The sequence below is a fragment of the Halorhabdus sp. CUG00001 genome (assembly GCF_009797925.1).
In the GTDB taxonomy this organism is placed as follows: domain Archaea; phylum Halobacteriota; class Halobacteria; order Halobacteriales; family Haloarculaceae; genus Halorhabdus.
Window position 1 is genome coordinate 111,798 of sequence record NZ_VOLB01000001.1, and the last position, 23,268, is coordinate 135,065.

Here is a 23,268-nt window from a genome sequence, read left to right on the forward strand (position 1 = left end):
ACAAGGACCCGTTCAGTAGAACTCTCGAACGAGTCGATCGGCCCGCTCCGGCGCGCCGTCGGGGATGTTCGCCATGTTCGCGTCGATACCCTCGCGGTCACTGAATGGGACGCTGTCCTCGGCCTGATAGAGCACGCCGATATGCTCGGTTCCCGGATCCATGATCTTGTCACGAGCGGCCTGGTAGTTGCCGGGATCGTGTCCGGTCTCGTCTAGATTGACGATGGCGTCCCGGAAGTAGTCGTAGGTGTCGACGTCGTTGAACGTCACGCAGGGCGAGAAGACGTTCACGAAGCCAAACCCGTCGTGTTCGATGGCCTGCTGGACGAGATCAGCGTGCCGTTGGGAATCCGAGGAGAACGACTGGGCAATGAACGTCCCACCGGCGGCCAGCGCGAGGGCGAGGGGATTGACCGGCGGTTCGACGGTACCGTCCGGCGAGGTTGCGGTCTCGAAGCCCTGCCGCGAGGTCGGGGAGGCCTGGCCTTTCGTCAGGCCGTAGATGCGGTTGTCCATCACGACGTAGGTGATGTCGATGTTCCGCCGGACGGCGTGGATAAAGTGGCCGACGCCGATCGAGTAGCCGTCGCCGTCCCCGCCGGCCACCATCACTTCCAGATCGGGATTGGCGAGTTTCACACCCGTCCCGACCGGCAGGGCGCGGCCGTGGACGCCGTGGAGCGCGTAGCTGTGCATGTACGTCCCGATCTTGCCCGAACAGCCGATCCCGGCGACGACGAAGGTGTTGTCGGGGTCGTTACCCGTCTCGGCGAGGGCTTTCATCATGCCGTTCATCGTCCCGAAGTCACCGCAGCCGGGACACCAGGTGGGCTGCTCGTCGGATTTGAAGTCAGTGAAGTGTGTCTCAGAACTCATCGTCGGACCTCCTGTGGTGGAGCCTCGTTGTCGATCGCCGCTTCGATCTCGTCGGCGAGTTCGTCGGCCATGAACCGGACGCCGGTGTACTTCGTGACCCGTTCGACCCGCGATAGCGTATCGTGCTCGATCAAGTCCGCGAATTGGCCGGTCGCGTTACACTCGACGACGATGATGGTCTCGGCGGATTCGACTGCCTCGGTCAGATCGGGCCGCGGGTAGATGTACGGCACCGAGAGGAACCGGACGTCGATCCCCCTGTCGTCGAGCATTTCGAGGGCCTCGCGCATCGCGCCCTCGTTCGAGCCCCACGAGAGCACCAGCGTGTCGGCGTCGGGATCGCCGAACTCCCGGTAGTCGAAGTCCTCGCGTTCGCGGGCGGTATCGACCTTCCGCTGGCGTTTCTGGACCTGTTCGACGCGAACGTCCTCTTCCTCGGTCCGGCGGCCGAGTTCGTCGTGTTCGAGCCCAGTCGTCATGTGGGCCGCCTCGGGCGTCCCGGGGAGGGCTCGCGGGCTGATCCCGTCCTCGGTCGCGGCGTGAGCGCGGAAGCGTCCTTTCTCGTCGAGCCACTCCTCGACTTCCTCGGGATCGACGACCTTGCCGCGGTCGATCTCGACGCTCTCCATGTCGAAGCGCTCGGGTCGGTAGGTCTGTTCGGTGACTGCCATCGAGAGGTCTGCCGTGAGATACACCGGGAGCTGGTACTTCTCGGCGAGGTTGAACGCCTCGACTGTCTTATCGAAACACTCGCCGATCGTCGTCGGCGCGAGGACGAAGCGTGGAATCTCGCCGTGGCCACCGTACAGCATCGCATTGAGGTCACCCTGTTCTTGCTTCGTCGGCATCCCCGTCGAGGGACCCGAGCGCATGACGTTGGCGATCACGAGGGGCGTCTCGCTGGTGGCCACGAGGCCGAAGGTCTCGCTCATCAGGTCGATCCCCGGCCCCGAGGTGCCAGTCATCGCTCGTGCGCCAGCCCTGGCTGCACCGAGGGCCATGTTGATCGCCGAGAGTTCGTCTTCGGCCTGGACGACTGCGCCGCCGAAGGCTTCGATCCGACCCGTCAGGTACTCCATGATGTCCGTCGCGGCCGTGATCGGATAGCCCGCATAGAAGCGACAGCCGGCGGCGATAGCGGCCATACCGATCGCCTCGTCGCCGTTGAGCAGGACGTAGTCTTCGTCGGTCGTTTCGAGGCTGAACTGGTTTGGGCAGTCGGTTTCCTCGCGGACGTACTCTTGACCCAGGCGCGCGGCTTCCCGATTGTTGGCGACGATGGCTTCACCCTTCTCGCCGAAGCGTTTGACCAGAGCCTCATCGAGGTACTCGACGGGGAACCCAGCGACTTCACAGGCCGCCCCCAGCGCGACGACGTTGCGCATGATCGCCCCGCCTGCCTCCTCGGCCAGAGCCGTCAGGGGGACCTCCAGTCCGATCATCTCCGTGGGGACCTCGACGTCGGCCATCGTCGTCTGCTCGCCGTCGTAGATGACGACGCTTCCCGCTCGGAGCTCGTCGAGGTTCTCCTCGATGGTCCGCTCGGTCAGTGCGATCAGGATGTCGAGTCGATCGACGACACTCTCGACCCGTTCGACCCCTGTTCGGACCTTGTAGGCCGTATATCCTCCACGGATGCGCGAGGCGAAGTCCTTGGAGGTGAAGACGTGCCGGCCCGCACGGGAGAGTGCCCGAGCGAAAATCTTGCCCGTCGAGTCGATCCCGTCGCCGGCTTCCCCGCCGATGGCCCAATTGAGATCGTTTTCCATGTAGGTTTGACCTATCCCGCCACCGAGAAAAAGCCTTCTGCAACCTGCAGTGTGCGGGGCGTTTTGCCGCTCTCGGGTGCCGCTACCCCAAATGGCATTGGTGGCTCCACCCGTACCCCCGCGCATGGATCGAACCACGACGACCGTCAGTGCCGTCCGCACAGTCGGTCCCGACGCAGTCACAATCGATGTCGCGACCCCGGCCGATTTCGACGCGGCTCCCGGTCAGTTCGTCAAGTTCTCGCTCCCGTCGGTTGCCGATGAGCCACGGTTCTACACCATCTCCTCGCCGACCGTCACGGAGACCGTCGAGATCACTGTCGAGATCGACGACGACGGGACGCTCGGCCCCCACATCGCCGCACTCGAACCTGGTGACGAGGTCGCTCTTTCCGGCCCGTTCGGGAGTGCCTACTACGAGGGCGAGGACCGCGTCGTCCTCCTCGCGGGGGGACCCGGCGTTGGGCCTGCCATCGGGATCGCCGAACGAACCCTCGACGACGGCGGGCAAGCGGCCCTGATCTATCGCGACGACGAACCGATTCACGAGGATCGATTGGCCGCTCTGGCCGATCGCGGTGTCGATGTCTCTGTTCTGTCCGAAGACGACGCCGTGGGCACAGTCGCCGCCGAAGTAATTACCGGGGGTGGCGACGAGCAGGTGTTCGTCTACGGCTTCGCGGACTTCCTGGATGTCGCGACCGACGCCATCGAGGCCGCAGGCGGTGACGCTGGCCAAGCGAAAGTCGAGAACTTCGGATAGCTGGAGTTCCCCCTTCGGGGACGTCGACTAGCTTTTTCCTCTGAACCGGTGAAATTCGGCACGCGTGGCGTCTGACGCCCGTCGGACACGATGGGAAAGATAATTAGTATTGAACTGCTACGGGACACTTAAATATGGACTCCATTATCGACGACGCTATGGAAGACGCCGAGGAGGACCGCGAGGAGCCCCCCGCAGACGACCCGCCCGGAACAAGCGAGACCACCACGGAGGACGTCTCCACGTCGGGACAGATGACCGACGAGGAACTGGCCGATGTCGTCGAAGATCTCGAAACCAAGATCACCGTCGTCGGCGCGGGCGGGGCCGGCGGCAACACGGTCACGCGGATGATGGAAGAAGGCATCCATGGCGCGAAACTCGTCGCGGCCAACACCGACGCCCAGCATCTGGCCGACGAGGTCAAGGCCGACACGAAGATCCTCATCGGCAAGAAGCGTACCGGTGGCCGCGGTGCGGGCTCGGTCCCCAAGATCGGCGAAGAGGCCGCCCAGGAGAACATGGAGGACATCCAGCAGTCGATCGACGGCTCGGACATGGTGTTCGTCACGGCCGGGCTGGGCGGCGGGACCGGCACGGGCGCAGCGCCCGTCATCGCTCAGGCCGCCCAGGAGGCCGGCGCACTCACCATCTCGATCGTCACGATTCCCTTCACCGCCGAAGGCGAGCGACGGCGGGCCAACGCCGACGCCGGCCTGGAACGGTTGCGCTCGGTCTCGGATACGGTCATCGTCGTGCCCAACGATCGGCTGCTCGATTACGCCCCCTCGATGCCCCTACAGGACGCGTTCAAGATCTGTGACCGCGTGCTGATGCGCTCGGTGAAGGGCATGACGGAACTGATCACCAAGCCCGGGCTGGTCAACGTCGACTTCGCCGACGTTCGCACGATCATGGAGAACGGTGGCGTCGCGATGATCGGCCTCGGGGAGTCCGACGGCGACAACAAGGCCCAAGACTCGATCCGTTCTGCCTTGCGTTCGCCGCTGCTCGACGTCGAGTTCGACGGCGCCAACTCCGCGCTGGTCAACGTCGTCGGTGGGCCAGATATGTCGATCGAAGAGGCAGAGGGCGTCGTCGAGGAGATCTACGATCGGATCGACCCCGACGCGCGGATCATCTGGGGTGCCTCCGTCAACCACGACTACGAGGGCGAGATGGAGACCATGATCGTCGTCACGGGCGTCGAGAGTCCACAGATTTACGGCAAAAGCGAGGCCGAACGCGAGAAGGCTGCCCAGCGGATGGGCGACGACATCGATTACGTGGAGTAACTTTCTCGGGGAAGACGGCGGCCCCGATTCGGTTGTGAGTTCGATTTGGCTCGTCACTTCGCTTTCGCTGGCTGTCCTGTCATGTGGGTGTGTGGAATGTTATCACTTGTGATATTTGCGACAAAGGGTATTTACTGAAAAACTCCTGTCCTCTCGGTATGGGAACGACTAGACGAGGCTACCTCGGACGACTATCCGGCCTGGGTGCGCTCGCGGCCACCGGTGGGTGCCTGGGCCTCCCGTCTGGATCGGGAGGCACAGTCGAGTTCGGTGCGCTAGCGCCGCTCAGTGGCACTCTCGAGGCGCTGGGTAGCGATGCAAAGCGGACGGTCGAACGGGCGGCCCAGGATATCAACGACGCCGGCGGCATCAACGGCAACGAAGTCGCGTTGACTGTCCTCGATACGGAAGCCGACGTCGATGTTGCGACCGACCAGTACCAGTCACTGCTGGATCGAGGGGTCGTCGGTATCGTCGGCGGGCTCGTCAGTGACGTCTCGATCGCACTGGCGCCCAAAGCAGCCAGAGACGACGTCATGCTGGTCAGCTACGCGAGTACCGCCCCACAACTGTCGACTGCCGGTCAGGCTGACGGGCGAAAGTACTTCGGCCGCACTGTGCCAAACGACGGTACGCAGGCTGCCGTGATGGCGAAGGTCGTCGACAGCCCGCTGTACATCGATGCGAGCTCGGTCGCCTTGCTCAGTATCGACAATTCGTTCGGTTCGGGACTCGCTGGGTCCTTGCAAGACGCGATCGATGCGTCGATCGTCGCGGACGTGCGCTACGATCCGGGAGCAGACTCGTTCAGCGACACGATCGAGGCTGTGTTCGAAAACGACCCCGACGCCGTTGCCTTCACCAGTGTCTCCGGACAGGAGCGTGGCATTCTCGACGCCTACGCCCAAACTGACTACGACGTTCCCTGGGTGTTCTCGGCCGGCATGTTCGGCAGTGACATACCTGCCTCCTACGATGGCTTCTACAGCGCGTCGCTTTCCTCGAACCGGACAGACGGGTACTTCGATCTGGTTCGGCGACTTTCAGACGTCGACGAGCTCGCATCTTACGCCGCAAACGCCTACGACGCGTTGTTCTTGATGGCTGGGGCCGCCGAGAAAGCCGACGACGCCAGCGGCCCGGCCATCGCCGAGACGATCCGGTCGGTCTCCGGTGGCACGGGCCATACCGTCTCAGTTGGCGACTTCGACCGCCTCAGATCGCTTACTGATGCCGGGCGCGAGATCAACTATCAGGGCGCGTCCGGTAGCGTCGACCTGACGGCGAATCTGGAGCCGTTGAGTTCGTACCTGATTCAGCGCGTTACCGACGGGACGGTCGAGTCTTTGGAACTGCTTCAATCCCAGTTCTTCCGGTCGGGAGGTAACCAATGAGTTCCCTTCGCAAGCGATTCGTGGTGGCGATCGAGAGCGCGCTTCCGGGTGTCGTCAGGCGTCGCTACGCGGCGAAGTTCGGTGTGCTGTTGCTCGGTGTGGTCGCCGTCCTCGTCGTCGGCGGGGTGGCGATCCACTTCCAGACCGGCGGACTCGTCGAAGCTCAGACCGAAGAACAGATCCGTGGCGTCGCGGATTCCCAGGCCAGCTCGATCGCAGACTGGGCCGCGACCAAACAGTCGACGACGTCGTTCCTCGCGGACTCGCTTGCCGACCAGTCGGACTCACTGTCGTCGTCAGCCCACCAGCGATGGCTCGAAGGGAAGCTTATCGGATTGCCGGCCGACATCCAGGCGTTGCACTACGTGACGACTGCCGATAGCGAGGTGATCGCCAGTACCGACGACGACCTGACTGGGGCGTCTCTCGCCAGCGTCGAGGGGGCATGGACCGACAGCAGTGGTGCGGTCGTCGCCTCCGGGCCGACAGACACGTCCCGGCCATACGAGCACGATGGGCAGGACGCCATCGCGTTCGTCCAGCCGGTCAGTGAGACTGAATCCGTCGTCCTTACAGTGTCTCTGGAGGCGCGCTCTCACGAATTCACCTCGCCGTTTGCGACCGGGGACGTGAAAGTCCTCAGTGCAGATCGTACGATCCTCCTCGACAACCGCAAGGCATCGATACTCGACCAGTACGAAGCGACCGGGAACACTGGTTCTGAGAGTATCACCGCCGCTCTGGGCGGTGCATCTGGCTACGAACGCGTCTCCGCAGGAACGGGGATGGACGAAGGCACGTACGTCATGGCATACACGCCGATCACCGGGACCGACTGGGCTCTCCTCTATCACGTCCCCGCTGAGCGTGCGTTCGCACTGCAGTCGGCCGTCTCCCAGAACATCGCGTTACTCGTCGCGTTGGCTGTCGGCGCGTTGCTCCTCGTCGGGGTGACGATCGGTCGCGGGACTGCACAGTCGCTTGCGACCGTCGCCCAAACGGCCGGTGACATCGCAAACGGCAAGATCGACAGTACGCTTCCGGAGACGACACGCGTCGACGAGATGGGCCAGCTGTACGATTCGTTCGCGTCGATGCAGGCGTACCTGGGAACGGCTGCCGAGCAGGCTGATGCGCTTGCAGACAAGCGGTTCGACGATCCGGTCCTCGAAGAGGACGTTCCCGGTGAGTTCGGAGCGGCCCTCGAAGAGATGGGGACGGACATCCAGGCGCTGATCACTGACGTCGAGCAGGCCCGAGACGACGCCGAGTCGATGGCTTCGGCGCTCGAAGCGAAGGCGTCGCAGTTCAGTGCCGTGATGAACCGGGCAGCCGCGGGCGATCTCACCCAGCGGATGGAGACCGACAGCGAGTACGAGGCGATGGTCGAGATCGCCGAGAACTTCAACGACATGATCGCCGAGCTGGAAACGACGATCGATCGTATCGAAGCGTTCGCCGGCACTGTCGACTCCTCGACGGACACGATCTCTGCGAGCGCCCGGGAGATCAAATCCGCCAGCGAACAGGTGAGTCAATCGGTCCAGCAGATCGCCGAAGGGGCCGACCGACAAAACGAGAACATCCAGCAAGTCTCACAGGAGATGACCGATCTCTCGGCGACGGTCGAGGAGATTACTTCCTCGACGGACGAAGTGGCCGCCAAGTCGAAGGGGGCCGTCGAGGCTGGTGAGTCCGGCCGCACGTCCGCCCAGCAGGCAGCCGCGGAAATCGAGACGATCGAACGGAAATCCGCCGAGGCCATCGAGCAAGTCGAGGCGCTGGCGGCGGAGATGGACCGGATCGGCGAAGTCACGACGCTGATCGACGATATCGCCGACCAGACGAATATGCTCGCGTTGAACGCCGCGATCGAGGCCAATCGCGCCGGTGATGCGGGCCAAGGCTTCGAGGTTGTGGCCAACGAGATCAAGACACTCGCCGAAGAGACCCAAGAAGCCACCGACGACATCGAGTCACTGATCGATACCGTCCAGTCTCGGACAACCGATACGGTGGCAGACATCCGGGAGATGGACGAGAGCGTCCAGACAGGGAAAGCGACAGTCGACAACGCCGCGGAGACGCTGACCGATATCGTCCGCCAGATCGAACAAGCAAACGACGGTATCCAAGCGATCAGCGATGCGACCGACGAACAGGCGGCTTCGACCGAAGAAGTGGTCGCGATGGCCGACGAAGTCGGGTCGATCAGCGAGGAGACGGCCGCCGAAGCCGAGAACGTCGCCGGGGCCTCACAAGAGCAGACTGCCTCCATCACGGAAGTCTCGGAGCGCATCGAGACCCTTTCCGGCCAAGCGGCCGATCTCAGGGACCTTATCGACCAGTTCGAAACCGGCGAGACGGACGACACCGACCGCTAGTATCGCTCGGAGTCATCTCGATACACGCGGTCGCTTTTCGGTGCGTCGGCCCAATTGCTGCCTCGCTCCGTGTTCTTCTGGGCGTGTCTCGTTCCATGCGAGTGGTACTCTTTCAGTCAGCTTGCTGCTGACTCTTCGTCGCGCACCACAATATAGAAAAGCCATCAGTGGATAGCACCTGCTATGGACGTACCGTACGATCTCACCTCATACGTGCGGGTGCTCAAGCTCGCGAGTACCCCCTCCTGGCAGGAGTTTAGCCAGGTCGCGAAGATCGCTGGCGCGGGCATCCTGCTGGTCGGGCTGCTCGGATTCGTCATCTTCGTTGTCATGATGTTACTCCCGGGTGGTGTCTGATGGGGATTTACGCCGTCAAGACCACCGCCAGCCAGGAACGCACCGTCGCAGACATGATCATCAACCGCGAGGAAGAGGCGGTCCACGCAGCCCTCGCTCCGGACTCGCTGACTTCCTACGTCATGGTCGAGGCCGAGGACGCCTCGGTGTTCGAACGCATCCTCGACGAGATCCCCCACGCCAACGGCGTCGTGCAGGGCGAGTCCTCCATCGCGGAGGTCGAACACTTCCTCTCGCCGAAGCCGGACGTCGAAGGGATCGCCGAAAGCGACATCGTCGAACTCGTCGCCGGCCCGTTCAAAGGCGAGAAGGCCCAAGTCCAGCGAATCGACGAAGGCAAAGACCAGGTGACTGTCGAACTCTACGAAGCGACGGTTCCGATTCCCGTGACCGTCCGCGGAGATCAGATTCGGGTGCTCGACTCCGAAGAGCGATAAGACGTTCTTTCCTGCTCGTCGTGTCGACGCCACGTCAGCGCCCAACGGCGAGCAGGCCGCGGTATAGAGAGTCGAGACTGCAACGGACAGCTACGTTCGTTCGGTCACGTGATCGGTTCCGTACAGCGTTGTGCACAGCGAACGCCATCTCACCCGAAGACGACCGATCGTGGCGCGCATTCTCCTTGCGAGCGGTTCCTCCTGGGACCGCCGATGGCGGGTGCTCGCGAGTGCTCAGTCCGTGGCCTCGACGACGAGGACGTCTGCGACGGAAACGGCCACGCCGTCGTCTCTCGGGGTCGCTTCGATTGGCGCTCCGGTGACCAGTTCCGTCGAGCCAATCCCTTCGGGGAGTCTCACTGTCGCCGTCCCTGGGCCAAAGTGGAGTGCGACGAACACGCGCTGGTCGTCGGTCGCGCGTGCGAACGCGACCGCCTGCTCCGTGTCGGTGTGGTACTCGATTCGTTCGAGGGTCCCCGATTCCAGCGCCGGGGTTTCCGAGCGAGTCTTGCTGAGTCGACGGTGGACGTTCGTCAGCCCGGTGTCGCCGGACTGCCACTCGATCGGCCCCCGGGAGTCGGTCATGCCCCGTTCCTGTCCGGCGTAGATCATCGGGACGCCCGGCATGGTGAACGTCGCGGCGACGGCCCCGCGCAGGCCGTCCCGGCCGTATTCGGCGAGATAGCGCTCCTCGTCGTGATTCTCGACGTATCGCATCTGAAGGGCCTGGTCGGGGAACCCGGCGCGTTCGGCGTCAGCGACGGCATCGAGGAGTGCCCCCGCTGGCGCGTCGCCGCTCCCGATCTGCCGGAGGGCACTGTAGACTTCCGTTCCGTAGTGGAGGTCGAACTCCAGGTCGTGATAGTCCGGGTCGTGGACTGGGACCGTCTCGTCCAGTAAGAGGAATTCCGGGTCGATCTCGTGGACGCGCTCGCGGACTTCTTTCCAAAAGCCGTGTGGGACGCCCCAGGCGACGTCACAGCGGAACCCGTCGACAAGCGGTGCCCACTCCTCGACGACGTCGAGCAGGAACGATCGGACCGCCGGTTCGCCGTAGTTGAAGTTCGGGATATTGCTCCAATTGAAATACCGTTGGGCGCGCATGTCATCCGGGCCTGGCCCACGCGAGCGGTCGGCGTCCGGCTCGGCGCGATCGTTCCAGACGAACCAGTCACGGAACTCGGGGACACCCGCTGCGCTCTGTGCGAACGCCGGATGTTCGTGGTCAGCGTGATTGATCACGAGGTCGAACACGACCTTGATATCTCGCTCGTGGCAGGCGGCCACGAACGACTCGAACTCCTCGCGGGTGCCAAGGTCCGTTGCCACTTCGAAGAAGTCCGTGATGTGATAGCCGTGTTCGGTTGGCGAGGCCAGGATCGGCGTGAGCCAGACGGTATCCACACCGAGTGATTCGATGTACGGGAGTCGCCGTTCGAGGGCCGAAAACGTCGTCTGGACGCGTTCTCCAGCGAACGCCCGGACGTAGATCTCGTAGATCGTCGCTGTCTCGACCCAGGCGGGCGGCTCGTTGGGGTGAGCGATGGTGTCTCCGCCGTCACCGACGACTACCGTGTCTCTGACGCTGTGGCGCTGATCGAGTGCCACGGCGTGGACGCCGACCGGCTCGTCGATCGCACTCGCCGGGAGCTTGGCTGTCTGCCCGTCGACCTCGAGGACACTCTCTTCGAGGTCCGCGCGGTCGTCGAGGCAGAACACGACATCGAGGGCCGACGCCTCGGTCGAACTGTCTGCCGGTGGGCGAGCATCGGCCTCGATACGGAATACGTCGCCGTCCCGGACGGCATCGAGCGAGATCCGCGGCCGTCCCGGTCCTTCGACGGTGAATTCCCGGTGGTGGTGTTCCTCGCCATCGTTGACGATGAACGTACTGTTGTGGACTCCCGGCTCGAGTTGCGCCTCGAAGACGTAGCGATCCCCCTCACGGACCGCTTCGTCGCGTCCCCAAAGGTGGTCGTTGAACAGGCCGATGACGCCGACCCGATCGATTTCCTCAGCAGGTGTCTCGAAGTCCTCGACCGGGATCTCGAAGCGGGCGGGCTCTCGTTCGTCCGGGAACGTCCGGACTGTCAGCTGGTGTGTGCCATCGGGTGCCGCGAGTTCGACGCGATAGACGCCCGGCACGTCGGGTCGCAGGTACTCGACTGCTCCGTCGCCGACGGTTGTGTCACTCTCGGCCGGTGCGTCGAGGAGAGTCCACTCGTAGGACTCGTTCGGATCCGGGTCTCGTGGGGCCAGTTCGACGGCGTCGCCGACGGTCGTGAACCGCGGTGGGCCTGGATGGTTCATGTCTCTGCTGTCACCGCTGGATGCCAATAAACATATTCTGAATTATGTTTCTGTCCGGTGGTTGACCGCTTTCCGTGAGCCGCCCCGTTCACCGATCACTCGGCCCAGTACCCGAGCCAGATGGCCCGCACAGTTCTCACGAGGGCGGGCTGTGAGTCGTCGTTGTGAAGATTCTTTCTGTGCGGGATCGGGAAGGTACATTCAGGGAGCTTCGGCTGCTACCTCGGGCATGGTCGAGGACGCGGTCTCAATGACTGTCGATCGGGCCGCCGACGCCTTTGGCACGCTTGCCGACGAGAACCGCATCGCCATCTTACTCGCGCTGTGGAACGAGCAGCCACTCTCCTTTGCCCGACTGCAGTCGGCAGCCGACTTCGAGGACAGCGGTCGATTCAATTATCACCTCACGCAACTGCTGGGCCGATTCGTCCGGAAGGACGACGAGGAGTATCGCCTGCGGCCAGCCGGTGGGCGCGCGATAGATATCCTCTTTGACGAACGCTTTGGCGAACCACCGTCTCCGATCGAACGTGACCTCGAGACGCCGTGCCCGGACTGTGGCGCGTCGCTTCGGGCGACCTACGAAGACGGCCACATCGAGATCAGTTGCCCCGCGTGTTCGGTCGTCGTCCACTACGGCTACTTCCCACCGCGCGGACGGGCCGCCCGTGATCCAGAAGCGTTGTTTTTGGCGTATTCTCGCCAGCTCTGGCGGGATTTCACATTGGCTTCCGCCGGGGTCTGCCCCCATTGCAGTGGTCGCATGGAGACCCATGTCACGCCCGATCCCGACTGGTATCTCGACGTCGCGACGATCAGCGTCTGCCAGCATTGTGGCGTCGACATCGGGACGCCCGTTGGCCTGCGGTTGCTTGCCGATCCGGCTGTCGTTGCGTTCCTGGCCGATCACGGGGTCGATATCGACCAGGTACCGTTCTGGACGCTCCCGTTTTGCGTGGGCGACGACAGCGTTTCGATCGACGCGACCGAACCGCTCCGGGTATCCGTTCACATCGAGCAAGGCACCGACCGTCTCGCCGTGACGGTCGACGAATCGGGTACCGTCACCGAGACGGCCCTCGTCGAATCCCGATAGTCGATCCGGTGCGGTGGGTGCCGATCCGGGACGCCAGCCAGGAGTAACACGACTGTTCGTGCCGTCTCGTTGCCTTCCTCCTCGTTTCAGAGCCCGACCGCGTTCGCGGTCGAAGAACTCGCTGATCGTCCGGGTTCCGGGATCGCCCTAGGCGGGCCATCGACGGTGACGCCACCCTTCTCGACGTCCGGATGGCCCATCACGTCCGGGTCGGCTGTCGCCGAGACGACGAGCTATCCCAGGGAACTCTCGCTGTCGTTGATCATCTGGTGGGCACTCGCTTCACCCCACGGCAGCGCGACGTAATCGCCGGCCTCGATGTCGTAGCGGGTGCCATCGAGCCGGAGGGTGTCCTGGCCGTCGAGGACACAGATCGCCTCTTCGTTGCCAGTGTGGTAGTGATACGGCCAGATGCGTTTCTCGGTGGGCAACTCGTAGAGACTACAGCCGAGGCGCTCGCTCCCGGCGGCCTCCCCGAGTTACGTGCGCTGATTTGAGTCTCGCCACGCTCGGCTTCAGGCCACTCACTGACGTCGCCGTTGACGAGCGGTCCCATTCCGGACGGTCAGCGGGCGACACGAAAAGTGTGTGGCCGTCAGACCGTCACTGCTTACGCTGTCAGTCGGCCCTGCGTGAGCGCGCTTTGCCGGACGCGGCGCGTCCGGGTGTTGTCGATCCAGATTTCTGCGAGGGGGGTTGGGCTCGAAAGCCAGCAACCCGACGATCTAAACCGGTGGCCTTACATGTAGCCCAGATCGCGCAGCCGTTCCATCAGGTCTTCTTTGTCCTGGGCGCGGCCGGCACGCTCGGTCGTGTTGGCCATGTCTTGGAGCCACGCGGGTTCCTCGGCGGACTTGTCAGTACTGACCTGACTCCCCAGCGAGCGGAAGCCGGCGAAGTACTTCGGACTGACCGGGACGTCTTCTTTCTGTACACCGTCGGGCAGGTCGTCCTGGCCCTGCGGGACGTAGCCGTCGTCGGGGTACTCCTCGACTGTGTCCGGGACCGCAAAGTGCCAGAACGCCTCCCAGACGTCCGGTTCGGCGAACTGGAGGATCGGCTGGATACGGTCGTGGGGTGGGTAGATATCGGGATCGTGGCGTGGGCTGAAGAAGGTCTCGTCGGCGCGGGCCTCTTGTTCGTCCCAGCGGACGCCGCTGAGGATGCCGTCGACGTCGTGTTCATCGATGGCATCGTTGAGCGCAACCGTCTTCAGCAGGTGGTTGCCGACGTAGGTGTCGAGCAGGAACGGGAACGTCTCGTCCTCGTATTCGAGGATGTTCCGGATGTGGTGCTGGTTGTGCTCGCTGAGGGCGTCGACGGGGATGTCGTCGCCGGGTTCGAGCCCGTTTTCGTCGACGTACTCGCCGACGTCGGTGTTTCGAGCCCAGATGACTTCGAGATCCCACTCGTCAGCCCAGTGGTTGACGAACTCGATGAGCTCGTCGAAGTGCTGGTAGTGGTCGATAAAGACGACCGGGGGGACTTCCAGATCGAAGCGGTCGGCGACCTCCTTGACGAAGTAAAGCGTCAGCGTCGAGTCTTTGCCGCCGGTCCACATCACGACCGGATTGTCGTACTGTTCGAGGCCGGTCTTCGTGACCTCGATTGCCTTCTCGATTTTGTGCTCGATGCTCGGATAATCGCCAGGCTCCTCGCCGTCGCCATCGCCGTACTCGACGTCGAGGTACGCGGGGAAGTCGGCTTCGCTCGCCATGAGTGTAATTAGATATAATTAGCCGGCAGTTGAGTCTTTCGAAGGCCGCTGCGGAAGCGCTTCTCAGGCGATAAAGTCGTTGTCCCGCCAGTCGACGCCGTCTTCGCCCCGGTCGTCGGCTGGGTCTTCGGTGACGCCGATCGAGGCCGGGCGGCGTTCGCCATCGACGATCTGGACGGCTTCCAAGGTGTCGTCGATCGCGATGATCGCGGTCAAGGTCCCTTTCTCCGCGATTTCGGCGATGTCACAGAGGACCTTGAACATCGGGAACTGGACGCTCGTGTTCTGGAGAACGGTCTCCCGATCGCCCTTGAAGCAGGCGTACTCGACGAGTTCCGACTCGATCTCTTCTTCTTCCTCTTCGGTGAGCGCGCCCCACTGGCCACCCCCACTCCCGCCGTGGGGTGGCTCGGGCTCCTCTTCGTAGACGCGATTTTCGGTCACACTCGCTTTCAACTGAGCGGTCGGGGTGTACTTGCTGATTTCGCCGTCGGTGGCGACAGCACTCAGGATGAGTGTGTTGTTTCGTCGGGTGATGTCTACGTCTTCGATTTCGGCCGGTAAATCCGGATCCTCGAAGTGGTCGTAGACGTCTTCAAGGGGCAGTTCGAGTGTCGAATGGAGTCGGTATACGCGGCTCGTCATAGTTGTGGGCGGTGACGGGGCCATCTCGCGGGCCGAACGAGTGACACCAGTGATCACCTATGTGTACGGACCCAGGGCATATATGGCCTGCCCTTTCGGTCACTGTCGACGGCAATCTGTATTGCCCCCATCGGCCGACGCTCGTCCGCCCGAGGAGTGTGGCTCACCCCCACGGTCCAAACGGTTTTTCTTCGCGCCAGCCTGTGTTCGTGTATGACCACACACGTGGCCGTTGTCGGCGCCTACGGCAGCGCTGGCTCGGCTGTGGCCGAGGAGTTGGCTGCAGAGCCCGACGTCGAACTGACGTTGATCGACGACGGCGACCCAGGTGGCGGGCTTTGCATTCTGCGCGGCTGTATGCCCTCAAAAGAGGTCCTTTCGGCGGCTGAACACCGCTTCAGTGCACAACACGACCCCCGACTCGTCGGGGACGCCCCCGACGTCGACCTGGAGGCTGTCGTCGAGCGGAAAAACGAGCACACGTCGAGTTGGTCACAGCACCGCCGGGAGAGTATCGCTACACTGGCCGAGCGCGACAACGTCGAGTTCATTCGGGACACCGCCCACTTCGTCGACGATCGCGTTCTCGAGGTCGACGGCCGACGACTCGAACCGGATTACGTCGTGATCGCCACTGGCTCGAACGTGGCAATTCCGCCGATCCCGGGTATCGAAGACGTGCCCGTCAAGACGAGTGCGGACGTCCTCGACAGCACCGAGTTCCCCGATTCGGGGATCGCTCTCGGGCTGGGTTACATCGGTCTGGAACTCATCCCGTACCTAACTGAGGCTGCCGATATGGATCTCACTGTCGTCGAAGCGCTCCCCGACGTCCTCCGTGAGGCGGACGAGCCCTTCGGTGCGGAACTGCTTGCCTACTATCGCGAGCACTTCGACGTCGACGTACTCGTCGACGCTGATGCCACCGCGGTCGAATCGACCACAGACGGGGTTCGCATGGAGGTCGCCACCGACGGCGAGACCCGAACGATCGAGGCGGACGATCTGTACGCCTTCACCGGCCGGGAGCCGGCCATCGAGCGTCTCGGCATCGAGCACACCGCACTCGAACCCGACGACGGCTGGGTCCGGGACACGATGCAGGCCGCCGGTGACGATCGCGTCTTCGTCGTCGGAGATGTCAACGGCCGCGAGCCGATCCTGCACGTCGCCAAAGAAGAAGGCTTCACGGCGGCCGAGAATATCCGGCGACATCGTGCAGGCGAGGCCCTTTCGGCCTACGAGAACGTCCACCACCACGTTATCTTCTCGGGACTTGGAGTGTTGCCGTTTGCCCGGGTCGGACACTCAGTCGAGTCGGCCCAAGCCGCCGGTCTGGACTACGTTACTGCCACCCGGGATGCATCCAGCGACGGTGTGTTCAAGACCAAGAACGTCGCCGACGGCCTCGCCCGCCTCGTGGTCGGCACGGACGGCACCGTCCTGGGCTATCAGGGCCTGCACTACCACGCAGACGTGATGGCAAAGACGATGCAACTGGCCGTCGAGATGGATCTAGACGTCAGGGACATTCCCGATCGGGCTTACCATCCGACGACGCCCGAACTCATCGACGGACTCGTTCGCGACACGGCCGCAAAACTAGACTGATCTCTCGCAGTGGGTCGAGGCCCTCTCAATCGTCGGCCGCTGCGTCTTGGCCCGGATCACTCGCGGCCGCCGCCTTGGCCTCGATACTCGGCGGATACTTCCCGCGGTCGAGTTTCAGATCCGACTCCGGCCGCGCCATGCAGGTCAACGCGTAGGATTCTTTTTCTTCCTCGGTCAGACCGCGTGCCGCCGGCTGGGTGACTTCGCCTTCGACGATCTCGGCGGTACAGGCAAGACACATTCCGACCCGGCACGAATACTCCTGGGCGATGCCGTCTTCGAGACACTGGCTCAAGATCGTGTCCGTGTCTGCAACCTGAATAGTCTCGCCCGTCCCCACGAATTCGACGGTATACTCTGTCATGCCCACTCGTTGGGATGACCTCGACAAAACTCTTTATTCACTGTTGTGACCTGTTCGAGCGGACACAACCGGCGGGCAAGCGCAAAGAATTAACCCCGCTCGGTGCTGAGCGAGGGGCATGACCACTACCGAGTACGACGTCGTCGTCGCTGGGGCCGGGACGGCCGGCTGTTATGCCGCGGCGACGGTCGCCAACGCGGGACTAGATGTGGCGATACTCGAACGCAAGCCCGAAGACGAAGCGGGGCACATCGCCTGTGGCGACGCCCTGAAGGGCGCGAGTCAGTTCCCCGAGGCGATTCCGCGCGAACAGATCGAACCGGCGTTTACGAACACTGACATCGATCACGGTCGCTTCGAGATCCCCGACGAAGACACGGTTCTCGAAATTCCGATTCCGGGTGACCTCGCCGTCATCGACCGCTTTGAGTACGGGCGCAGACTCATCGATGGCGCCCAGGATGCAGGCGTAGACATCCACTTCGATACCGTCGTCACGGATGTCCTCCAGAACGGAGCCGTCGAGGGGCTGGAGGCCGTCCAGGACGGCGACGCGAAGACCTACGAGGCCGACGTCGTCATCGACGCCGCCGGGGCGCTGTCGACTCTCCAGGACGAGGCCGATCTGGACGATGGGACCTTCGATACGAACGTCACGTATTCGCAGTTTTGCTCAGCTTACCGTGAGATCGTCGAGGTCGAGGAGCCAGTCGAGTGGGACGATGCGCTGGTGTTCAAGCCGACCGAGCGCTCGGCCGGCTACGTCTGGTATTTCCCGCGGACCGAAACCGAGATCAACGCCGGCCTGGGCTTTCAGATGAACGAGGACCCCATGGAACTCGTCGACGCGCTCAAACGCGACCTTCAGGAGCGCGAGGAATTCGAGGGCGCAACCGTCGAGGACAAACTCGGGGCGGCACTCCCGACTCGCCGGCCCTACGACTCGGCGGTCGCGCCCGGCTTCATGGCCGTGGGCGACGCCGCTGGCCACGTCAACCCCACCACTGGCGGGGGTATCGCGGGTGCTGCCTACGCTGGCCAATACGCCGCCGAACAGGCCGTCGAGGCGATCGCGGACGGCGACGTCAGCGAAGCTGCGCTGTGGGAGTACAACGAGCGCGTGATGGATCACTTCGGGGCACGGTACGCTGCTCTGGACGTCTACAACATCTTCACGACCGCCTACGACATCGACGATCTCACGGGCATGCTTGCCGGGCTCCCGGTCAGTGCGCTCTCCGAGGCCCTGTACTCCGGCTCTGCGGATCTCACACTGTCGCTCAAGCTCAAGACGGCCCTGAAGAGCTTCGGTCACTGGGGCACGATCATCGACCTCTATCGAACGAAAGCACACGCCGACGACCTGCTCGACCACTACGAAACGTATCCGGACTCGCCCGACGCGTTCGCTGCGTGGACAGAGCAGCGCGACGCTATTCTCGACCGGGTGTACGCGACGACAGGCGCGGATCCGAAGTACTGAGCGCCGGACCCTTGCAGCCGGCGACGCAACGGACTTTTCTCACGATACCGGCACCGACGTGCCAGTCGAGCATCCTGTCGTCTCCAGTACGTAGACTGACTCCAAGCGAGGGCCAGGGACCGAAGAGGACCCTTGGGATCCGTCTTACGGTCGCTGCTCGGCGATCTGCTCGATCGCCTGCCCCAGGACGTCGATACCGATGCCGATCGACGCCTCGTCGATGTCGAACGTCGCCGTGTGATGCCCGCTGGGGTGGTCGGTCCCGATCCCGACGAACGTCGCTTTCCCACCCTGGTCTTGGACGCGTCGCATGAGGTAAGTCGCGTCTTCGCTCCCACCGAGATCGTCGGATTGAAGCCTGTGTTCGACTCCCGGCACCTCGCCGGCGGCCCCAAACACGAGGTCGCGGATCGCCGCGTCAGGGTCGGCACTCGGTGCGTCGCCAGTCCATTCGAGGTCCACGTCACAGTCGTGCATCGCCGCGGCCGATTCGAGAACGTCCGCCGCGTGTTCACGCATGTAGGCTTTCCCGTCGGTCGTCTCACCGCGGACTTCGCCACGGATGTAGGCGTTCTCGGGGATGACGTTCGAGGCCGATCCCCCGCCGACGTCGCCGGCATTGACTCGCGTCGCGCTATCGCCGTGTCGTGGGATCGCATAGAGGTTCTGGACGGCGGTGGCCATCGCTTGTACCGCGTTCCGACCCCGGTCTGGGTGGCCGCCGGCGTGGGCTGGTTCGCCCGTGAATGTGGCGTCGAAGTTTGCGACGGCGAGGATCCCCTCGACACCGGCGACGATCTCGCCCGTCGGGTGCCCCAGGCCAATGTGGATGGCAAGGAGGTAGTCAACGTCGTCTAGATGACCGCTCTGGGCAACTGCACGCCCACCGCCGATGACTTCTTCGGCGGGCTGGAAAATCACTTTCAGCGTTCCCTCGAAGTCGCTGTCGGCGATCGCTTCGAGGACGCCGACACCGATCGTTGCGTGGGCATCGTGGCCACAGGCGTGCATCGCGTCGTCGTGGTCCGGTCGGAAACCAGCCTCGACGGGATGGTGGCCCGGGTCGGTCGATTCAGTCCGGGGGAGGGCGTCGATATCGACCCGGAGGGCGACTGTCGGCCCCGCCCCGCGTTCGAGGACGGCGATTGCGCCGGTCGTTCCGCCTTGGCACTTCTGGAGTGTCGCGTCGTCGGCGCCGGCCTCGCGTGCACGCTCGCGCCACCGTGCCAGTTCGTCGGCTTCGGGCACGCCGGTACGAGCATCGACGTCGAGTGCTTGGGGGCCGACAAAGAGGTCATCGACGCCGATACGTTCGATCTCTTCACAGAGACGCGCGGTCGTGTAACATTCTCGCCAGGCCGGCTCGGGGTGGCGATGCAGGTCTCGACGGAGCGCACGGAGGTGTTCGCTGGTGTCAGTCATAGCTACGGAAACGAGTAGGGTCCCTAAACACCTCGCGGTTCACCCACCTGGCGGCCCCTCACCGACCGGTGCCACGGCGTTGCTCGATGCTGGCCTCGACGTGGACACGATCGGGAAACTCCCACCCGGAAACGTCCCGAGCGAACGTTTCGTAGCCGACAATCTCGATCGTCCGGGTAAAGACGGTGTGTCGCCAGGGATCGAAGCGCTCGCCTTCCGCGCTGAGGCGTTTTGACTGTGGCACCGAAATATCCTCGGGGGATTGTGGGTGTGGCCCCTTCAGCTCGACACCCTTGCGGGCGGCCGTCTCCTTGATTTCGGTCACCACGTCCTCGAGGACGTGCCGATCCCCGCTTTCGACCGTCAGCTTCGTCACGAACGGCATACCGTCACTGGATCGACGGCCGAGACTCAAAAAGCCACGCTTTCGTCGTTCGCCTGCCGAGCCCAGCCCGACGCTGTATCCCCGATCGGACGCGATCGTCGATTCGAGGCAGACCGTTCCGCGCTCCGATATCCTCTTAAGGTCCGCTGAATTATCGTTCGATAATGATCGAGGCCACGAGCGCGGGAGCCATCCTCTTTCGCGATACGCGTGGCCAGCGTGAGTACCTGCTGCTCAAGAGCCGACCGGGGGACTGGGAGTTCCCCAAAGGGGGCGTCGAGGGCGAGGAGGAACTCCAGCAGACGGCCATCCGCGAAGTGAAAGAGGAAGCCGGAATCGAAGATTTCCGGCTCATCGACGGCTTCCGTAAAGACTACGACTACGTCTTCGAGGCGAACGGTGAGACGATCCACAAAACCGTCCACCTGTTCGTCGCCCAATCGTTCGAAGCAAGTGCAGAGCTATCGACCGAGCATCACGACCACCAGTGGCGTGATTACGAACAGGCCAAAAACACCATCACCCAGGATGGACCGCGGGAAATCTTCGAGGTGGCACACGACTTTCTGGACGAGAAAGGGTTCTGAGCCGATCGGCTGCCGGGAGGTAGCGGATCGAAACGCCTTCCAGACCGAGTGTCGTCTCTTCGAGCGTGACTCTGGGCTACGGGGCTGAGTTCGACTTCGAACTCCGGGTCTGTCAGTGGGCCGAGCGTGCCTGGCCGCCCGAGGCCGACCGAAAGCGACCGATACTCGTCGCCCGCCAACTCGGCACGAAGCGCCGTCGATGGGACACGATCGTGATCGAGTGCGACCCGGACGGCCTCCGCCAGCGCGCCCACTTTGGCGAGCGTGCCCTCGATTCGGATTTGCTTGACGTCGTTCCACACGCCCCTGCCGAGTGGACGTATTATCGCGAGGCACTCCCGGACCCAGGCTATCCCTGGCGGTACGTCCGGGAGGCGATCCACCGGGCAGCCGACCGCGACATTCTGGACACACGAAAGCGCGAGGGGCGCATCGAGATCCGTCGCCAGGCGGTCTACCCGGATTGGGTCGATCGCATCGTCGCTATCGAGAACAAACCGGATCTGGACGCCAGCGCGGCCCGCGATCTCGCTCCGCAACTCCAGCGAGACGTGGCTATGGGGCTGGCCGACGAAGTGTGGGTCGGGACAGCGGCGACTGGCCAACGAGTCGAGCCAGCACTCCTCGAAGATTTCCCGGTCGAGGCCGGAGTTTTGGTTGTCGATCCAGTGGCTGGTGATGCCGATGTCGCCTGGCACCCCCGTTCGCTGGACCCCCAGAGCCCGGGAACGCGCATTCTCGACCGACCAGATGGTGGCGAGCGGGACGCCTCGGCCGCTCGCTTCGAGTACGTCGACCCGGACTGGAACGGTCAAAAGCGCGTCGAGATTGCCGAGCGGGCCTACGAGCGCGGGTGGCGGGCTTACGTCGAGACGATGCGCCCGGACTGTCGGTACTTCGATCTCGACTGGATCCAGTCCGGTCCGATCCCAGTCTGTCAGGCAAAAGAGCGCCCCCAGACCAGCGCGGAGTGTCGCGGTGCCTGCTCGGCGTTCGAACCGGAACCGCCTGCTTGGCGCACGGCAGACTGGCCGCTTTCGGGCGGTCCCGGGACGGCGATCCAACGGGTGCTCGACCGTCGCCGCCGTCGACACCGGCCCGGGCTGGAGTAACGTTACGCTTCGAGAACGTCGACCACGAGTTCGTCCCGTTCGACGGCGAGTCGGAACGTCGGAACCGTGGTGCGCACGCGCTCGAGGATCCCTTTGTCCGTTAGATTCCGGAGAGCCTTCCGGACGTCCTCGACTGCTGGATCGCGACCGGCTGCCCGGAGGGATTGGAGGACGCTGACGACACTTTGGGTGTCCTCGTCGGGGCCGGCAATGACGTCGACGATCGCGGCTTGCAGTTCGGGGACGTGCAGCACCTGGTCGTCGTTCCCGCCTTCGATCAATCCTTCTTCGGCGACGAGATCGGCTGCCTCCGGCGTCGCACAGATGAGACTATCCTCGTCGCGGTAGTAGTAGTCACCGAGTTCGTCTTCGAGCACGCGGTGGACTTCGCTGCCGCTGTCGAGATCCCACCGATCCTGTAGTTCGGCATTTTTCGTCGGCTGGAGGGCCACAACGTCGGCCAGCCGCTGGATAGCGTCCTCGGAGAGGGTCATCGGCGAAGATTCGGGCAGGCGCTATTACTGCCTTCCGCATTTGTCTGGGCGCGCTACAGCTCCCGCAGGGTCGCTGCCACGTCGTCCCAGTGACTGCCTTTCCAGAACTGCTGGCCACAGGATCTACACTGCCAGACGCCTTCTATCGCCGGGTCCGGGACGTCAGCCGGTGTCTCTGTGTCAGAGTCGAGTGCCACAAGCGGGCCGTTACAGCGCCCGCAGTGGGTGGGCGATTCGGCGAGGGTCAGATCGAATCCGGCCTCGTCGAGCTCTCGGAGCTGGGCCGTAACCTCTCGCGATTCCAGGAGGTGACTCCGCTCGGTCTTTGCGGCCAGGGCACGGTCGCGTGTGAGGAGGAGACGATCCTCCTCGCGGGCGATCTTGCGGAGCCGCTCGTCGGCCTCTATGCCACGGTCCAGCGCGTACGCCGCGTCGTACCCACACATCCGCAAGTACGTCCCGAGCTTGCCGAGCATCGCATCCAGCAGGAGCTTATGCGAGGGCATCTGGGTATCCGTCAGTCCGTTTCGACCAAAAGCCTACGCACGGCCGCTGGCCCCGGACGGACTGGGGTGGAAGCACGACGGACGAGCGAGTCCGTATAGTATAAAATCCTACGAATATTTAGAAATATACGAATATTTATGTGATATCGTCGTATTCGAAAAGTACAAAGAAATCAACCATTTCTACGGACATAACGTCTCGCAAGACCCAAAGTACAAAAATCTCTCCCACTTTTGATTTCAGATCTGCGTATCTTGGGT

22 protein-coding genes are annotated in these 23,268 nt (G+C 63.4%); 11 read left to right on the plus strand and 11 right to left on the minus strand.

The window, feature by feature from the left end:
- Positions 1–12 precede the first annotated feature (12 nt).
- Together FR699_RS00615 and FR699_RS00620 are read right to left on the minus strand one after the other, a co-directional pair.
- The gene (locus tag FR699_RS00615; protein WP_158853362.1) at positions 13–876 is read right to left on the minus strand and encodes a 2-oxoacid:ferredoxin oxidoreductase subunit beta; all 864 of its coding nucleotides are present in this window, start codon (positions 874–876) and stop codon (positions 13–15) included.
- A complete protein-coding gene (locus FR699_RS00620) occupies positions 873–2,645 on the minus strand; it encodes a 2-oxoacid:acceptor oxidoreductase subunit alpha (protein WP_158853364.1) in 1,773 nt (590 codons plus the stop codon). The genes FR699_RS00615 and FR699_RS00620 overlap by 4 nt, the downstream gene beginning before the upstream one ends.
- Positions 2,646–2,769: 124 nt before the next feature.
- Here FR699_RS00620 and FR699_RS00625 point away from each other — a divergent pair, with 124 nt between their 5' ends.
- The 6 genes from FR699_RS00625 to FR699_RS00650 all read left to right on the plus strand — a co-directional run bounded on the left by FR699_RS00625 (position 2,770) and on the right by FR699_RS00650 (position 9,275).
- Positions 2,770–3,408, plus strand: a complete 639-nt coding sequence (locus tag FR699_RS00625) for an FAD-dependent oxidoreductase (RefSeq protein WP_158853366.1) — start codon at positions 2,770–2,772, stop codon at positions 3,406–3,408.
- Between the two features lie 134 nt (positions 3,409–3,542).
- A complete protein-coding gene (ftsZ, locus tag FR699_RS00630) occupies positions 3,543–4,703 on the plus strand; it encodes a cell division protein FtsZ (protein WP_154552278.1) in 1,161 nt (386 codons plus the stop codon).
- A gap of 158 nt (positions 4,704–4,861) precedes the next feature.
- On the plus strand, positions 4,862–6,097 hold the full coding sequence (locus FR699_RS00635; RefSeq protein WP_154552277.1) for an ABC transporter substrate-binding protein: 1,236 nt from the start codon (positions 4,862–4,864) through the stop codon (positions 6,095–6,097).
- The gene (locus FR699_RS00640) at positions 6,094–8,481 is read left to right on the plus strand and encodes a methyl-accepting chemotaxis protein (protein WP_158853368.1); all 2,388 of its coding nucleotides are present in this window, start codon (positions 6,094–6,096) and stop codon (positions 8,479–8,481) included. Before FR699_RS00635 ends, FR699_RS00640 begins: the two co-directional genes overlap by 4 nt.
- A gap of 183 nt (positions 8,482–8,664) precedes the next feature.
- On the plus strand, positions 8,665–8,838 hold the full coding sequence (locus FR699_RS00645; protein ID WP_158853370.1) for a protein translocase SEC61 complex subunit gamma: 174 nt from the start codon (positions 8,665–8,667) through the stop codon (positions 8,836–8,838).
- Complete coding sequence (locus tag FR699_RS00650) at positions 8,838–9,275, plus strand: transcription elongation factor Spt5 (protein WP_154552274.1); 438 nt, start codon at positions 8,838–8,840, stop codon at positions 9,273–9,275. The genes FR699_RS00645 and FR699_RS00650 overlap by 1 nt, the downstream gene beginning before the upstream one ends.
- A 234-nt stretch (positions 9,276–9,509) precedes the next feature.
- On the opposite strand, the gene FR699_RS00655 is transcribed toward FR699_RS00650, so the two are convergent.
- Positions 9,510–11,585, minus strand: coding sequence for an alpha-amylase family glycosyl hydrolase (locus FR699_RS00655; protein ID WP_158853372.1), 2,076 nt, complete (start codon positions 11,583–11,585; stop codon positions 9,510–9,512).
- 229 nt (positions 11,586–11,814) lie between these two features.
- On the opposite strand from FR699_RS00655, the gene FR699_RS13260 reads away from it, so the two are divergent.
- Positions 11,815–12,681, plus strand: a complete 867-nt coding sequence (locus FR699_RS13260; protein ID WP_158853374.1) for a transcriptional regulator — start codon at positions 11,815–11,817, stop codon at positions 12,679–12,681.
- Between the two features lie 233 nt (positions 12,682–12,914).
- On the opposite strand, the gene FR699_RS13265 is transcribed toward FR699_RS13260, so the two are convergent.
- From FR699_RS13265 to FR699_RS00675, 3 genes are all read right to left on the minus strand, one after another.
- On the minus strand, positions 12,915–13,112 hold the full coding sequence (locus FR699_RS13265; RefSeq protein WP_154552271.1) for a cupin domain-containing protein: 198 nt from the start codon (positions 13,110–13,112) through the stop codon (positions 12,915–12,917).
- A gap of 308 nt (positions 13,113–13,420) precedes the next feature.
- Positions 13,421–14,398, minus strand: coding sequence for a phosphoadenosine phosphosulfate reductase family protein (locus FR699_RS00670; protein WP_158853376.1), 978 nt, complete (start codon positions 14,396–14,398; stop codon positions 13,421–13,423).
- A 63-nt stretch (positions 14,399–14,461) separates the two neighbouring features.
- Positions 14,462–15,043, minus strand: a complete 582-nt coding sequence (locus tag FR699_RS00675) for a hypothetical protein (protein WP_158853378.1) — start codon at positions 15,041–15,043, stop codon at positions 14,462–14,464.
- 213 nt (positions 15,044–15,256) lie between these two features.
- Here FR699_RS00675 and FR699_RS00680 point away from each other — a divergent pair, with 213 nt between their 5' ends.
- Positions 15,257–16,654: an NAD(P)/FAD-dependent oxidoreductase gene (locus tag FR699_RS00680; protein WP_158853380.1), complete on the plus strand. Its 1,398-nt coding sequence runs from the start codon at positions 15,257–15,259 to the stop codon at positions 16,652–16,654.
- Between the two features lie 25 nt (positions 16,655–16,679).
- Here the strand turns inward: FR699_RS00680 and FR699_RS00685 are convergent, their stop codons facing one another.
- Positions 16,680–17,018: a 2Fe-2S iron-sulfur cluster binding domain-containing protein gene (locus FR699_RS00685; protein WP_154552267.1), complete on the minus strand. Its 339-nt coding sequence runs from the start codon at positions 17,016–17,018 to the stop codon at positions 16,680–16,682.
- A gap of 118 nt (positions 17,019–17,136) precedes the next feature.
- Between FR699_RS00685 and FR699_RS00690 the strand changes: the two genes are divergently transcribed.
- On the plus strand, positions 17,137–18,501 hold the full coding sequence (locus FR699_RS00690) for a geranylgeranyl reductase family protein (RefSeq protein ID WP_154552266.1): 1,365 nt from the start codon (positions 17,137–17,139) through the stop codon (positions 18,499–18,501).
- Positions 18,502–18,645: 144 nt separating this feature from the next.
- Here FR699_RS00690 and FR699_RS00695 read toward each other — a convergent pair whose 3' ends face one another.
- Both FR699_RS00695 and FR699_RS00700 read right to left on the minus strand, forming a co-directional pair.
- Complete coding sequence (locus FR699_RS00695; RefSeq protein WP_158853382.1) at positions 18,646–19,923, minus strand: amidohydrolase; 1,278 nt, start codon at positions 19,921–19,923, stop codon at positions 18,646–18,648.
- A 58-nt stretch (positions 19,924–19,981) separates the two neighbouring features.
- Complete coding sequence (locus tag FR699_RS00700; protein WP_154552264.1) at positions 19,982–20,308, minus strand: uS10/mL48 family ribosomal protein; 327 nt, start codon at positions 20,306–20,308, stop codon at positions 19,982–19,984.
- Positions 20,309–20,472: 164 nt separating this feature from the next.
- Here FR699_RS00700 and FR699_RS00705 point away from each other — a divergent pair, with 164 nt between their 5' ends.
- Both FR699_RS00705 and FR699_RS00710 read left to right on the plus strand, forming a co-directional pair.
- Positions 20,473–20,895: a bis(5'-nucleosyl)-tetraphosphatase gene (locus tag FR699_RS00705; RefSeq protein WP_154552263.1), complete on the plus strand. Its 423-nt coding sequence runs from the start codon at positions 20,473–20,475 to the stop codon at positions 20,893–20,895.
- Positions 20,896–20,960: 65 nt separating this feature from the next.
- Entirely contained in the window at positions 20,961–22,007 is a 1,047-nt protein-coding gene (locus FR699_RS00710) for a DUF5787 family protein (protein ID WP_154552262.1), read from the plus strand.
- A gap of 2 nt (positions 22,008–22,009) precedes the next feature.
- Here FR699_RS00710 and FR699_RS00715 read toward each other — a convergent pair whose 3' ends face one another.
- Together FR699_RS00715 and FR699_RS00720 are read right to left on the minus strand one after the other, a co-directional pair.
- Positions 22,010–22,501 carry a DUF5797 family protein gene (locus tag FR699_RS00715; protein WP_154552261.1) on the minus strand — a complete coding sequence of 164 codons (492 nt, stop codon included), beginning with the start codon at positions 22,499–22,501 and terminating at the stop codon, positions 22,010–22,012.
- A 53-nt stretch (positions 22,502–22,554) separates the two neighbouring features.
- Positions 22,555–23,007 carry a Mut7-C RNAse domain-containing protein gene (locus FR699_RS00720; RefSeq protein WP_154552260.1) on the minus strand — a complete coding sequence of 151 codons (453 nt, stop codon included), beginning with the start codon at positions 23,005–23,007 and terminating at the stop codon, positions 22,555–22,557.
- Positions 23,008–23,268: the final 261 nt, after the last annotated feature.